Annotated in this window: 14 protein-coding genes and 2 pseudogenes; 7 read left to right on the forward strand and 9 right to left on the reverse strand. The window is 42.2% G+C overall.

The features are described 5' to 3' along the window. Positions 1 to 67: 67 nt before the first annotated feature. A complete protein-coding gene (locus LC574_RS06195) occupies positions 68 to 1,021 on the forward strand; it encodes a DUF4351 domain-containing protein (RefSeq protein ID WP_229452076.1) in 954 nt (317 codons plus the stop codon). 398 nt (positions 1,022 to 1,419) lie between these two features. Here the strand turns inward: LC574_RS06195 and LC574_RS06200 are convergent, their stop codons facing one another. The 4 genes and pseudogenes from LC574_RS06200 to LC574_RS06220 all read right to left on the reverse strand — a co-directional run bounded on the left by LC574_RS06200 (position 1,420) and on the right by LC574_RS06220 (position 3,451). Next, positions 1,420 to 1,608, reverse strand: coding sequence for a pentapeptide repeat-containing protein (locus tag LC574_RS06200; protein WP_229452078.1), 189 nt, complete (start codon positions 1,606 to 1,608; stop codon positions 1,420 to 1,422). 62 nt (positions 1,609 to 1,670) lie between these two features. Next, positions 1,671 to 2,111, reverse strand: a pseudogene (locus LC574_RS38470) (pentapeptide repeat-containing protein); the annotation flags it as partial. A 148-nt stretch (positions 2,112 to 2,259) separates the two neighbouring features. Then, positions 2,260 to 2,934 carry a cadmium resistance transporter gene (locus LC574_RS06215; protein WP_229452080.1) on the reverse strand — a complete coding sequence of 225 codons (675 nt, stop codon included), beginning with the start codon at positions 2,932 to 2,934 and terminating at the stop codon, positions 2,260 to 2,262. 220 nt (positions 2,935 to 3,154) lie between these two features. Next, complete coding sequence (locus LC574_RS06220; protein WP_229452082.1) at positions 3,155 to 3,451, reverse strand: hypothetical protein; 297 nt, start codon at positions 3,449 to 3,451, stop codon at positions 3,155 to 3,157. Positions 3,452 to 3,749: 298 nt separating this feature from the next. On the opposite strand from LC574_RS06220, the gene LC574_RS06225 reads away from it, so the two are divergent. The 3 genes from LC574_RS06225 (at position 3,750) to LC574_RS06235 (ending at position 6,256) form a co-directional block, all read left to right on the forward strand. Beyond that, a complete protein-coding gene (locus LC574_RS06225; protein ID WP_229452084.1) occupies positions 3,750 to 4,190 on the forward strand; it encodes a Crp/Fnr family transcriptional regulator in 441 nt (146 codons plus the stop codon). A 523-nt stretch (positions 4,191 to 4,713) separates the two neighbouring features. Continuing rightward, positions 4,714 to 5,514, forward strand: a complete 801-nt coding sequence (locus LC574_RS06230; RefSeq protein WP_229452086.1) for an EndoU domain-containing protein — start codon at positions 4,714 to 4,716, stop codon at positions 5,512 to 5,514. Positions 5,515 to 5,782: 268 nt separating this feature from the next. After that, positions 5,783 to 6,256, forward strand: coding sequence for a GNAT family N-acetyltransferase (locus LC574_RS06235; RefSeq protein ID WP_229452088.1), 474 nt, complete (start codon positions 5,783 to 5,785; stop codon positions 6,254 to 6,256). Positions 6,257 to 6,313: 57 nt separating this feature from the next. Here LC574_RS06235 and LC574_RS06240 read toward each other — a convergent pair whose 3' ends face one another. Continuing rightward, positions 6,314 to 7,711, reverse strand: a complete 1,398-nt coding sequence (locus tag LC574_RS06240) for an amidase (protein WP_229452090.1) — start codon at positions 7,709 to 7,711, stop codon at positions 6,314 to 6,316. Positions 7,712 to 8,146: 435 nt separating this feature from the next. Here LC574_RS06240 and LC574_RS06245 point away from each other — a divergent pair, with 435 nt between their 5' ends. Then, positions 8,147 to 9,148: a transposase gene (locus LC574_RS06245; RefSeq protein ID WP_229452091.1), complete on the forward strand. Its 1,002-nt coding sequence runs from the start codon at positions 8,147 to 8,149 to the stop codon at positions 9,146 to 9,148. 438 nt (positions 9,149 to 9,586) lie between these two features. Here the strand turns inward: LC574_RS06245 and LC574_RS06250 are convergent, their stop codons facing one another. Beyond that, positions 9,587 to 9,844 (reverse strand): hypothetical protein, encoded by a 258-nt coding sequence (locus LC574_RS06250; RefSeq protein ID WP_229452093.1) that lies wholly within the window; start codon positions 9,842 to 9,844, stop codon positions 9,587 to 9,589. 122 nt (positions 9,845 to 9,966) lie between these two features. Between LC574_RS06250 and LC574_RS06255 the strand changes: the two genes are divergently transcribed. Then, the gene (locus LC574_RS06255; RefSeq protein WP_229452095.1) at positions 9,967 to 10,212 is read left to right on the forward strand and encodes a helix-turn-helix transcriptional regulator; all 246 of its coding nucleotides are present in this window, start codon (positions 9,967 to 9,969) and stop codon (positions 10,210 to 10,212) included. Between the two features lie 237 nt (positions 10,213 to 10,449). On the opposite strand, the gene map is transcribed toward LC574_RS06255, so the two are convergent. Together map and LC574_RS06265 are read right to left on the reverse strand one after the other, a co-directional pair. Further along, positions 10,450 to 11,277 carry a type I methionyl aminopeptidase gene (gene map / locus LC574_RS06260; RefSeq protein ID WP_229452096.1) on the reverse strand — a complete coding sequence of 276 codons (828 nt, stop codon included), beginning with the start codon at positions 11,275 to 11,277 and terminating at the stop codon, positions 10,450 to 10,452. A gap of 170 nt (positions 11,278 to 11,447) precedes the next feature. Further along, positions 11,448 to 11,594 (reverse strand): annotated as a pseudogene (locus tag LC574_RS06265) (copper-binding protein); the annotation flags it as partial. Between the two features lie 33 nt (positions 11,595 to 11,627). Here LC574_RS06265 and LC574_RS06270 point away from each other — a divergent pair. Further along, positions 11,628 to 12,407 (forward strand): Uma2 family endonuclease, encoded by a 780-nt coding sequence (locus LC574_RS06270; RefSeq protein ID WP_229452097.1) that lies wholly within the window; start codon positions 11,628 to 11,630, stop codon positions 12,405 to 12,407. 110 nt (positions 12,408 to 12,517) lie between these two features. Here LC574_RS06270 and LC574_RS06275 read toward each other — a convergent pair. Next, a partial coding sequence (locus LC574_RS06275; protein ID WP_229452099.1) for a pitrilysin family protein occupies positions 12,518 to 13,042 on the reverse strand: 525 nt, incomplete at its 5' end.

Consider the following 13,042-nt stretch of genomic DNA (forward strand, 5'->3'; position numbering starts at 1 on the left):
CCAAAAAGTCGGGGATCTTGTTGTTCACAAATGATTTAGGATTACTAGATGGTATAGTAATCAACTGATGACCGACGAACTGGAAAGAGCAGATAATGATAGCCCGTGGAAAGAAATTTTAGAAGCTTACTTTCCCCAAGCAATGCAATTTTTCTTTCCCCAAACAGCAGAACTAATTAATTGGGAACGTCCCCACGAATTTCTCGATAAGGAATTTCAACAAATCGCCCGCGAAGCAGAACTTGGTAGGAGATATGCAGATAAATTAGTTAAAGTCTGGCAAATTCAAGGACAAGAAACTTGGCTATTAATCCATGTAGAAATCCAAGCAAAATCAGAAGATACTTTTGCCGAAAGAATGTTTTCCTACAACCTGCGAATTTTTGACAGATTTGCGAAACCTGCCATGAGTTTGGCGATTTTGTGCGATACAGATCCGACATGGCGACCCAATCAATATAGTTATAATTATCCTAATACTAGGCTTAACTTTGAATTTGGAACCGTCAAGCTACTGGATTATCAAAATCGTTGGACAGAATTAGAAGCCAGCGACAATCCATTTGCAACTGTAGTAATGGCGCATTTGAAGACACAGCAAACAAATAAAAAGCCAGGAGAACGTAAAGCTTGGAAATTTAGCTTGATTCGCCGATTGTATGAATTAGGATTGCAAGAAAAAGATATTCGTAACCTTTACCGATTTATTGATTGGGTTATGATTTTACCAAAAGCCTTGGAAGCAGAATTTTGGCAAGAGTTTAAGCAATTTGAGCAGGAGCGGACTATGAGCTACATTACCACAGGCGAACGCATTGGTTACGAGCGGGGAAAACAGGAACAAGGACAAACACTCGTGTTACGGCAACTACAAAAACGGGTAGGAGAGTTACCACAAGAGGTTCGGGGGCGCATTCAAACTCTTTCCCTAGAGCAATTAGAAGCACTTGGTGAGGCTTTATTGGATTTTACAACCCTTGAGGATTTACTTAACTGGTTGGAAGCAAATCAAACAATGTAGAATATTTCTTAATGGAAATAGTTCAGGACTTACGAAACTGGCACACATATCTTCTGATATAAGAGTCATATCATGTCCGGCAAATTGCTTATGATAAGTCAAAAGCGAGTGCAACGAAGTGGAGCGAACGCGAGTGCGTCTCGTAAGAGAAGCAATTCCCTTGGACTCTGCGATTGCTTCACTTCGTACCCTTCTCCTGACGGAGACGCTGCGCGTAGCTTGCTTCCCCGTAGGGGTACGGGAACGCTAAGAACGAACGCAATTGACTTGTGTTCAACCGGACATGATATCAAGGGTCAAAGGCCAAAAATCAAGTTTTAAAAATTAAAGCCTGTATTCATTACTGAATCAGGCTTTTGATGTTTATTAATACATTTGCACAGAGAACTTCATTTTAATCACTGAACAGTGAATCCTTCTGGTCTGATTGCATCTTCCAAATCAACCCCCATCAGGTTAACCCCCTGGATGTTTGCATTTGTGAGATTTGTCTTTTCCAAATCTGCGCCCTGTAGGTTAGCGGCTTGCAGGTTTGCTCCCAGCAGGTTAGCTTTCTCTAGGTCTGCATCAAATAGGTTGGCTCCCACAAGGTTTGCTCCCGAAAGGTTACCTTGCCTAAATCTGCTCCTTGAAAGTTTGCCCCTTGTAAATTTGTTTGCTGTAAGTTAGCCCTTTCTAAGTCTGCATCTTGTAAGTTAGCACCCTCCAAGTTTGCCGCTTGCAGATTTGCGTCCTTTAGCATTGCTCCAGTTAGATTACATCCGGCACATTCATTGGTTTGTAATAAACGTCTAACGTTTGCTGCTACAGACACTATTGGCGATGTAACCGGAGATATTACTGGTGCTGGTTCAGATGCCGTGGGTATGGATGGTGTTAGTGTTTGAGCTTTAACACTAGGCTGGTCAAGGAGCGAAAATGCTGCTACAAGTACCAGAAATACTGCTGTTACGATCCACTGAGTTAATTTTTTTGGATTTGGTTTATTCATTAGTTCCTTCCTATGGTGATTCGTAGTGCTGGGCTTGCTTTTATAAGAGCCATCAATAATGTGCTTTATTCTTACTTTAGATAAATTGATTGATAACATCAAATATTATTTTAATTCCAATTGATAAATTCAAGTGATTAAAAAATCTTTTTGGATGGGAAGCGATCGCTGATTTTTTTGGTTACATCAGGGAGATAGCACCCATCAAGAATTTCAAGTTTTCAGATCGGGTGCGATCGCCTCATACCTAATTAGAAAGCATTGCCAGACTAGGTAAAAGTCGATATGATTCACTTTTAATTAAGATAGAGAGTCCCAAGTAAATTAAGACAAAGGGGAAGATTTTCCGACCGAAGCGAGTTAAAATGGGAGCCATGAGAGGGTTACGAGTCAGGTTGTAAGAGAGTAAGCACCACACCCCAACAGTGAAATAGCAAACACACAGAATTATACCTATACTTGGAAGATTGCTACTGGCAAACAACGGTACATAGATCCCAATGTTGTTTCCTCCATTGGCAATGGTGACAGCAGAAACGCGGTACGTTTGAGGATCGCGGATGGTTGCTAATAGTGATTTCTTCTGGCGTTCAGATTTGACAGGAGAGGTTAAGTCAATTGACACAGCTTGCACTGTCTCTTGTTCGTTTTCTCGGCTGATAAGATTACTGATACCAATGGCGATGGGAAGCAAACCTAGTAACCCAATCCAGGTGCTGGGAATAATCAGACCGCCCAAGAAACCAGGGAGACTAGCGCATACTAAGGCAGTGAATCCCAGAAATTCACCAATAATAATATGCTTAGGACGAAAGCTGCGATTGACTTTTCCGAAGAAAGCTGTCAAATATAAATTGTCGTCAAAGGTGGTTGCAAAAGCGACAGAGATTCCAATAATTAATGTACTAATTAGCCAACTCATAATTCTTGCTCACGATAATTCAATGCTGTTTGTCCTAGTCCTTCTCTGAATCCTCAATGTTAGAGCAGTTCAGAAGATTTTGTGACTTTTTTACCTAACGACAACCGATCGCAGTTCGTTAGTCATTAGCGAGTTTCCCAGTTTTTAGAAGCTATCGCCTCTAATCGAATTGGTGATTTTTGTTCTCAGCAAGATACCTTGGGAGTTCATGAACTAAATATTAGGGCTTACAACCAAATAAGAGCAAATACTCTTGTTTTTTAAAACGATAAATAAAAGTGATTAATAACTTTACCAATATGTTTGCCTCGTTTCCTCGTTCATCTGCTTTGCATGGGAATGCATTCATCGAAAGCGGCGGGAAACTCCAGAGAGCAAGTGGCGTGGAGAGGGACAGTCGCCCCGCCGCTTGGGGCATTGGGCATAGGGCATTGGTAATTTCTTCCCCATGCCCTATACTTCGACTACGCTCAGTACAAGTGCCCCATTCCCCATGCCCAAAAACTCCAGAGAGCATGTGGCGTGGAGTTTTTCATTGAGACTCTGACTCAATGTCTGACGCGAAGCAGCAGCCCTAATCAGCGACAGAGCATGGGAACAAGAGAATACCTAATACTGAGCTATTGTTTGAGAAGCTTCTGTGCGTAGTTTACCGCCGTAGGCATCGCTCCTATTGAAGAGATGCTAAGTGGTTTTCTGTTGGTAAAGTTTAAGATATTCTTGACGGCTAGCGTTCAACATCGGTTAATATGACTAATCGCGCCCTGGCTTAAGTTTTAAAATTTACAGTAATGTTTGATATTTAACTTGTAATTATGCTAACCAGTGTTGACCGTTTATTATTTGTCCGGCGAGTCCCAATTTTTAAGGAATTGCGGGATGATTTTATTGTGCGGCTCACTTCAGTAATGAACGAATTGTCATTTCCAGCTAATTACACCATCTTTCGCCAGGGAGAAGAAGGGCGATCGCTCTATATTGTTGTGTCAGGCCGAGTTAAAGTTCACATCGGAAATAAACTACTTGCAGAGGTGGATCAGGGAAAATACTTTGGTGAAATGGCAGTATTTGATACTCAACCTCGTTCTGCCACTGCAACGACTTTGGAACCTTGCGAATTTTTGGAACTGACCCAAGAGCAGCTGTATGATGCGATCGAAGAAACTCCCGAAATTGCGGTGAATATCATTCGTGAGTTATCCCGTCTGATTCGTAAGTTGAATAATGATATGAATATAAATGGTATGAAAACTTAAGAATAGAGTTTAAAAAAGTAGCGAAAATCTCTTTTTACCCAGGACTTACGCAGCGATGATTAGTCATTGCGAGCGGAACGCAGTCAAGCGTTGCAATCCCAGTCTTGACGAGATTGCAACTCTAAGAGACGCACTCGCGTTCGCAACGCTTGCAATGACGAAAGTACGTTGCCTTTGCGTAAGTCCTGCTAAAGAAAAAAGCGTGTCAGTGTATAATATCGTCTTGGCGTGGTTACCGTTCTAAATCACCTGCTATTTTGCCAATTCCTGGTGCTAGTAACGCAAGGCGAAAGTCACGCATTCACGCATTCAAAAGTATTATAGAATAAGCTCTTTAGAGATTTTAAATGGTTGCTCTATTTACGCCGTGGCGTGCTAGTACCTTTATCAACCCGATACATTAAAAAAAAACGATTTTTTTTAATGTATGCTATCCCTTAAATTAAACTTGATATAGTATGTCATCTAAGTAATTAATCTAAAAATTATGCAGCCAAATACTCTAACCAATAAGTCAAAGCAGATGGTAAATGTGTTTACTTTTTTGCTACTGGTTTCCTCATTTTGCTGGCAAAATTCAGTGAAGGCGCAGTCTCAGTCAAATACGCAACTTCTGCCGTTTTTTGATAATGTAGATAACCCGGTTCCTGTTCGTTTCCCCGCAGGGCAACAGGCAGATATCACACCACCTCCACCGTTGCTAAATCCTTTTGACAAGGCTGTACTAAAACTCTGCGGCCCTATTGGTACAAGAGTTAGTTCTAATAATTTTAAACAATTGTTATCTTATTACCCAGATGTGTTGCAGAAACTTCAACAAGCTAGCGGCGGTGAACTGCGTCCTGGACGTAATAATAAAGCACAATTTATCGAAGATTTAACCAATGTTTGGTTCCAACGTCGAGGATTTGAGCATATATTTTGTGGTGAAATATATAACGCCAATGATATTGGTGGTTTACATTTTCACGGCAGATATTTACAACTACAAAATGAAGGAATAGGCGGACGGTTGCCAAATAATCAGGGACGAGAGGAAGTTGTTCCTGGAGTCATTTATACAATGGGTGTAGTAATTAAGCAGAAAAATAGGACAGTAACAGATGTTATCAAAGGCTATGGCTACCTCAGCAATGCTGAAGAAATGCTTTTAGATGCCACCAAAATATTTAAACTCCAAGGTAATAATGAGGGAGCGTGTATTTATAATGTACGTGACCGAGAAACAGGTCAATCCTTTCCTACAGTTTTTGTTAGGAAAGAAAAAGCAATCATTACCTATTATCCTGATGCTACTCCTCAAGGTGCAAAATGTAAAATTTAAAATTTCTAGATTGTCTGCAATAAGCGTATAGAGAAAAGACATGATCTTAGAAACACACCGCTTGCTAATGCGTGACTTTGTAGAGGCAGATTGGCAGGCGGTTTTTACCAAGCCCCGTTGGGGCGGGTGTAGGGGTGTAGGGGGGACAACTAGCCCCAACCACCCGCATCGTCATTTGCCCAGCAATAGAAGGGCAACCGTGTTGGACGGGGTTTCAATCCCCGTCCAACACCTTAAACCCTTAAACCCTTAAACCCTTATACCCCTAATGAACTATCAATCCGATCCTTTGTACTTGCGTTACAACTATTGGACGCATCGCACACAGAAGGATGTTTGTGAGTTTGTCCAGATGTTTATTGGTCAGCAAAAAGAGCAACCAAGAACAAAGTTTCAGTTAGCTATTATCCTCAAAGCAGAAAATCAGCTTATTGGTAATTGTGGTATCCGTGTAAACGACCCGGAAATGCAAGAAGCAAATATCGGCTATGAATTAAACACTCAGTATTGGGGACAAGGTTATGCAACAGAAGCAGCACAAGCCATTTTAAAGTTCGGCTTTGAAGAACTGAGAATGAACCGTATCTGGTCTTGGTGTGTTGCACAGAATATTGCTTCTGTAAGGGTATTAGAAAAAATTGGTATGCGTCGTGAGGGTCATCTGCAAGAAAAAGAATTAATCAAAGGCAGATGGTACGACAATTTTCTTTACGCTATCCTTGACCATGAGTGGAAAGCATAGCGGCTAGCGATCGGTTCTTCAACTTGTTATGTAGTTTTCATTTTGAGAATTTTGGCATCATATTGCAAAGGCTGGACGATGATGAATCCAAGGGTTAGCTGCTTCTAATTGTGCTGCTAGGCTGATGAGTGTGGCTTCAGCCGCAGGCTTACCAATTAGCTGCACACTGATGGGCAAACCATTACTATCAAAGCCTACAGGAATTGCGATCGCAGGTTGTCCAGTTGCATTCGCAGGTGGACAAGGGGCAACCCACTCAATAATATTTTGGAATGTCTCTTCTGGACTCAGAGAAGCCCATTCCCCAACGCGGATAGGTGAATGTAAATAAACTGGCAATACCAGCACATCCACGGTATCGAAAAACGCCACAATTTGCCGTGCCACTATCTGCATTTGAGAAACTGCTTGCAGGTATTGGGCAACAGAACCTGTGCGTGCAAATAACCAGCGATTCACTGGCTGCAAGGCTTCAACAGGAAGTCCTGATGCAGCTACCCCAGCTTGCCAGACGATTTGAAATGGTTCAATTAAACCGCTATAATCTGGAGATTTCTGTTCAACTTGGTGGCCGAGTTGTTCTAATAACTCAACTGTTTGGCGGACACCTTGCTGACAGTTAGCATCAGCTTCTCCCAAAGGAGAAATGCTAGTATCAAAGGCAATTCGCAAACCACCGAGTTTTGTCCCAGTAGCGGCGAGAAATGATGGTTCGGGATCTGGTAACCAGTAAGGATCGCCTGTTGTATAGCCAGATATGGTATCCAAAAGGGCAGCAGCATCAGCCACAGTCCGGGCGATCGGGCCGTTGACGGCAATTCCAGCGAGGCGTTCGCCTACGGGTGCTTTACTCACCCTGCCCCTAGATGGCTTAATTCCCACCAAACCACAACAAGCCGCAGGCCCCCGAATTGAGCCACCCCCATCTGAACCTTGAGCGATCGCACACAATCCCCCTGCTACTGCCGCCGCCGCCCCACCACTGGAACCGCCAGGGGTGTATTCTAAATTCCACGGATTTCTGGCTGGGGGAAAACCCATAGGTTCACTGTATGGAAACGAACCTAATTCGGAAGTGGCTGTTTTACCGAGAATAGTAAACCCAGCTTGCTTAATCCTTGTCACAATCCCATCATCATAATTAGGGATATTATTCAGTAATGCTGGATTTCCATAAGTGCAAGTAACACCTGCTACAGCATTGAGGTCTTTAATGGAAATCGGCACACCAAAAAATGGCGGTAGTTCTGAAGTAGTTGTCAATAATTCTGTTTTGGCTTTGGCATCTGCGATCGCCTGTTCTGCCGTCACCGTAAAATAGCTTCCTAATTGGGGATTCAACCGCCCAATCCGTTCTAAATATATTTCCACCAACTCTAGCGGTGATACTTCCCGGCGACGAATTAATTGCGCCAACTCTAGTGCTGGGGTAAATGCTAAATCAACTTCATTCATAGGTTAGTGAATGGGTAATTTTGGCTTTCTCTGGGATTTTTAAACTTAATTTGTTACTTTAGCAGGATTTCCGGGAACTATACATTTTATATAGCTTCTGAGATTTGCCACTCAAGGAAGAGGCAGTTCTTGCAGGAGGAAATCACCAGACACCTGGCGCCGTGGAAGCCCCAAGATCAGACATGGGGGTAAGGCGCAGGCGATTTTAATCGCCATAAAAGCGATTAGCGGTTAGCGAGCTTGCGATTAGTTTTAAACAAGCCGCCCAATATGAGCGGGGTATTAGCTATTAGCTATTAGCCATTAGCTAACAGCTAACCGCTAACAGCTAACAGCGGGGTATTAACCTCCCCAAGATTAATTTTTCGCCCACGAGGGGCGAGGCATGTACCGGGTTAATAGCTAATAGCTAATAGCTAACAGCTTTGTCAAGACTTGCGTTCGTTGTTTGGGTTGTCTGCTAATTTGGCTGTCAGAGCCTGTGCCAGGGTAGGAGCTAACCGCAAAACAGCCAAACAACAGGGTAAGCCAGTCAAATTTTTTAAGCCAACTAGCGTCGATTACAACGCGAGAATTTTTGCATTTAGAGAGAAAGACTGGACTGTTAGCTTGAATCTGCTCTCTGTTAGAGAACATATCAAAATGGATATTGGTAATTACCAATTGGGGAAACTCAAAGGTAAAAAACCAACATCGGCGCAATTGTGCAAACATCGGGATGGTTCCTACTATATTCATATTCAAATCAAAGATGAGGTTCCCGAACCACTCAAAGCTACCAACGTTATTGGTGTAGATTTTGGGAGGCGGGACATCGCTGTAACTAGCAATGGGGACAAATGGGACGGTAAACAGATAAACGAGATTCGAGATAGATACGCCAAAACTAGAGCTTCTCTGCAACAAAAAGCTACGAAAGGCACAAGGTCTACTCGCCGCAGAGCGAGACGGATTTTGCAACGGCTCTCGGCTAAAGAGAGAAGATTTCAGCAATGGCTCAACCATCAAATCAGCTACCGCATTATCAAAGAAGCACTGGCAAAAAATGCTATTGTTGCAATTGAAAACTTGACTGGAATTAGAGAGCGTACCAACAAACAACCTAGAAATAAAGTTGAACGTAGACGAACGAACTCTTGGTCTTTTTATCAATTGCGCTTTTTCCTTGAATATAAAGGAATCAAGGAAGGGGTTGAGGTAATTGCAGTCCCACCAGCCGATACCAGCCAGACGTGCCACCAATGTTTGCACATTGGCTTGAGGTCTGATAAACGTTTCAAATGTGATAATTGTGGCTGGTATGGTGATGCTGATTTGAATGGTGCAAAAATGATTTCTTTATTGGGGCAATCTGTAAGCTTGCCCAGAGGTTCGAGATGTCTATGTTGTTCTCTCAATATAGATAGCTCAGGGCTACTACAAAGCCCCGCCCTTTAGGGCTGGGGTTAGCTTACCTCTTCCTCCTGTCGTGGAATGAAGGAGGGAACATGCGTCTGAATCCCCATCTGTTCTATCTCCCCTACTCCCTACTCCCTACTCCCTACTCCCTTTCCTCTTTTTCAAGCCATTTTAATTGTTTCGCATAAACTTTCGACAAATCCCTAAGGGGTATTTATGGGTAACCTAGAAATACTTGTTAGTGAATTGCCAAATTCAATTATATTTTTAACACTATTAAAACTAGTCATAGCTTATTAAATATTTTCTTAGGGGCATCTGCTTTAGAAAACTAACTATGCGGCTATCAGTCAAATAATCCAAAACTGAAAAATAGACTATAGTAATCTTATTTTATTTGTGAAAATTGCCAGCCGCAGATCCCCGACTTCTTTAAGAAGTCGGGGATCTAGTTTCTCGTAGCCCTGACACAACTAATTAATTAACAAAAATATGGCGAGTCAAAATACTCATCATCTCCCCAGGATTTGCAGTCGGTAAAAGTGGACTCCACTCGCCAACCTCTGCAAATTGCAGGTTATGCAACGTGTGAATTATGCTAATCACTCCTCGACGAGAACCGATTACGAGAATTCTGATATATTCTCTGCCGAAAATTGGATCTTCAGAAGCTTGAATAGCGATCAAAGCAGAGTTTGATTGGCTAGTATCGGTCATAAAATTGGTAAGATGCATTTCGGTTTACCTAATTTCTATTCAAAACCTATCTTCGCAGAACTGCGAATATGACAATCTTACCTGATATTCGCAGTTCTGCGAATATTTACTTGGTCTTGATCCTCTGACACGATTAGGGCATGGGAAAAGCAGGAATTGCCCTTAGACAAGTGTTGGAAACCTACAACATTAGCCAAAACAAATTAGCAATAACAATGGGAGTTAAAGCTTCCGTAGTTTTCCGCTGGTATCATGAGCAGACAGACCCCAGCGGTGAAACAATCCTCAACATTGCTAAAGCACTCCAAAGCATCGAACCAGCCGCCGCTGGCGAATTTATCAGGCTATATGCAGGGGACTTCCTTCTAGACCAAAAAAAGTCCTAGAACCTCTGCGAACCTTTACCTCAAAAAAAAGGCGTTGCTGAATTCAGGTATGAAAATAATTTTGCCTGGCGCTAAAAACCCTTGTAGAGACGCGAAATTGGACTTCGTCCCGCAACGCTTTCGCGTCTCTACATCCCAATTCATAGCGCCATTATGCAACGCCAAAAAAAATAAAGAGGTAAATCGCCTTCTTTCAACGCTTCACCTCTCTTAAAAACAGATAATTACAACTAACAATTACACCTTAGAACGGTCAGTCAAAATCTCATAACCAGTCTCTGTCACCAAAACTGTATGCTCAAACTGAGCCGATAAAGAATTATCCATAGTGACTGCTGTCCAACGGTCAGATAATGTCCGTGTGTGTCTAGAACCCGCATTTAAAATTGGCTCAATAGCCAGCGTCATCCCCGCCCGGAGTTTAACATTTGGCATCTCACGAGTACGGTAGTTGAATACTGAAGGTTCTTCGTGCAGATTACGACCGACACCGTGTCCAGTGAATTCTTCGACTATACTAAAGCCGTTAGCTTTCACATGATCTTCAATTGCTCCAGCTAAATTAAGCAGGTATACACCAGCTTTTACTTGTTCAATGCCCTTATATAAAGCTTCTTCTGCTACGCGAATTAATTTAGCAGCTTCTTGCGTCACTTCACCGACAGCAATCGAAATGCAAGAATCACCATGAAAGCCTTGGTAATAAGCGCCCGTATCTACTTTTAATACATCCCCCACGCGAATCACTTTCTTGGGACTAGGAATGCCATGCACTGCTTCATTGTTAATACTGGAGCAAATAGAACCTGGAAAACCGTGATATCCTTTAAAACTCGGTGTTGCACCCATTTCGCGGATACGTTTTTCTGCATAAGCATCCAAATCAGCCGTGGTCATTCCTGGCTTTACTAACTCGGAAATTTCTTTTAGGACAGTTGCCACAATTGTCGCTGATTGCCGCATGATTTCAATTTCACGCGGCGATTTAATTTCAATTCCTCGGCGCTGTTTTTTCGATGTTCCAGGCTGAGTTGTTTGAGGAAGTAAGTTACTGAAAATGTTCATAGGAAATTAATAATTACTGGTGGCTCTGGCACTGAGTATTAATGCTTTTTCTAGATTACTTGAGAAATAATATCTATAATTTAAATTATTTTAATCTTTGATAGGGATTGTTCCAGTTTAGCCGCTAACGTATATAGAATAACACATTCGCGTACTTCTGATGTGTTGGACTTGAGTTCTAGTTTATGGATGGCTCCTTTTATTTCTACTTTCCCCGCTTCGACTTTTTGCGTCCAGATGTCATCGGTAAAATGTTTGGCGGTAAAATAGCGTTTCAGTTGACTAGGATTAGTTAACCGCAACTGATAGGATTTACCAATATAATTAATTAATTTCCTCCCAAACTCCTTATGAGTTCCTCTCCTCCCTTTATCCCTCAATCTGACCCTCCCCTTCCTCCTTGGGAAACCTTACCAACGATGTATGATTTACCAAGTGACAACCCAGAGGAACCAGGATTGCCAGACGATTTTCACTTTTTACAGCCTTTACTTTTATACTTAACTTTTCAACCCACTATCTGGAATCCAGAATTAGTTTACAGCGCTGCTGACCTTAATCTCTACTATGATCTCCAGCATCCTTTATGGTATAAGCGCCCAGATTGGTTTGGTGTGGTAGGAGTATCAAAACTCTACAAAGGGGAGGACTTGCGTTTAAGTTATGTAACTTGGCAAGAACCAGCAAATCCCTTTGTAGTAGTGGAATTATTATCTCCAGGTACAGAAGCGGAAGATTTAGGCATGAAAAAAAACGCAGCCGATAAACCTCCCAGCAAATGGGAAGTTTATGAACGAATTCTGCGGATTCCCTACTATATTGTTTTTAGTCGCTACACTGATGAACTCCAAGCTTTTCAGCTAGTAGGCAGTCACTATGAACCAATGAATTTGATTGAGGGACGTTTACCAATGCCAGAGTTGGGTTTAAGTTTAGGATTATGGCAGGGGTCATTTCAAGATATTCCTAAGTTGTGGTTAAGGTGGTTTACCTTAGCAGGAGAATTAATTCCACTACCTACAGAAGAAGTGGCTACGGCTAAACAAGAAGCGGCTCAAGCAAGACAAAAGGCAGAACAATTAACAGAACGTTTGCGTCAGTTAGGCGTGAATCCTGATGAGCTAGATTAATTGTTGTCATTTGTCATTTGTCATTTGTCATTTGTCATTTGTCATTTGTCATTTGTACTGAGCCTGTCCTGAGCGTAGCCGAAGGGCGAAGTCGAAGTATTTGTCCACAATTAGCGAATACTTTTCTCTACTAACACAGATGGGCCAGCAGTAACGACTACGATTTGATCTGGGTGGAGTAACTCACGAGCCGCTTGATTAACTTGGGTAAGGCTGACTTTCTGGATTTTGTCAGTAAAGGAGTGCAATTCTTCTTTATCTAATCCATACACCTCATTCATCAGAATTTTATCTGTTAATTCCTCTGGGTTTGCTAGGGAAACGTTGTAGTTGCTCATCAGGGTGCGTTTAGCTGTTTCTACTTCTAGTGCAGTGACACCTTGTTGATGGATTTGCTGTAGTATTTGGCGGGTGCTAGCGATCGCTTTACTGCTATCTTCAGGACTAGTTTGCATTTCTATCAAAAATGTGCCTGCATTCTTTCCGGCTTGGAAGGAGCTATAAATTCCATAGCTCAAACCTTGGCGATCGCGCACTTGGACACCTAGTTTACTAGATAAGGTATCGCCTCCCAAAATCTGGTTCAATACTAAGGCTGCGTGAAAACGAGGATCATAACGGTTAATCCCTGTGTA

It is taken from the genome of Nostoc sp. CHAB 5715, from assembly GCF_020829685.1.
In the GTDB taxonomy this organism is placed as follows: Bacteria; Cyanobacteriota; Cyanobacteriia; order Cyanobacteriales; family Nostocaceae; genus Nostoc.

Bases quoted from the DNA above. Each gene is read 5' to 3' on its own strand.
- LC574_RS06270 (WP_229452097.1), top strand. From the start codon at position 11,628: ATGAGTTCCTCTCCTCCCTTTATCCCTCAATCTGACCCTCCCCTTCCT.
- LC574_RS06235 (WP_229452088.1), top strand. From the start codon at position 5,783: ATGAACTATCAATCCGATCCTTTGTACTTGCGTTACAACTATTGGACG.
- LC574_RS06215 (WP_229452080.1), bottom strand. From the start codon at position 2,934: ATGAGTTGGCTAATTAGTACATTAATTATTGGAATCTCTGTCGCTTTT.
- LC574_RS06230 (WP_229452086.1), top strand. From the start codon at position 4,714: ATGGTAAATGTGTTTACTTTTTTGCTACTGGTTTCCTCATTTTGCTGG.
- LC574_RS06240 (WP_229452090.1), bottom strand. From the start codon at position 7,711: ATGAATGAAGTTGATTTAGCATTTACCCCAGCACTAGAGTTGGCGCAA.
- LC574_RS06250 (WP_229452093.1), bottom strand. From the start codon at position 9,844: ATGCATCTTACCAATTTTATGACCGATACTAGCCAATCAAACTCTGCT.
- LC574_RS06255 (WP_229452095.1), top strand. From the start codon at position 9,967: ATGGGAAAAGCAGGAATTGCCCTTAGACAAGTGTTGGAAACCTACAAC.
- LC574_RS06195 (WP_229452076.1), top strand. From the start codon at position 68: ATGACCGACGAACTGGAAAGAGCAGATAATGATAGCCCGTGGAAAGAA.
- map (WP_229452096.1), bottom strand. From the start codon at position 11,277: ATGAACATTTTCAGTAACTTACTTCCTCAAACAACTCAGCCTGGAACA.
- LC574_RS06220 (WP_229452082.1), bottom strand. From the start codon at position 3,451: ATGCTCTCTGGAGTTTTTGGGCATGGGGAATGGGGCACTTGTACTGAG.
- LC574_RS06225 (WP_229452084.1), top strand. From the start codon at position 3,750: ATGCTAACCAGTGTTGACCGTTTATTATTTGTCCGGCGAGTCCCAATT.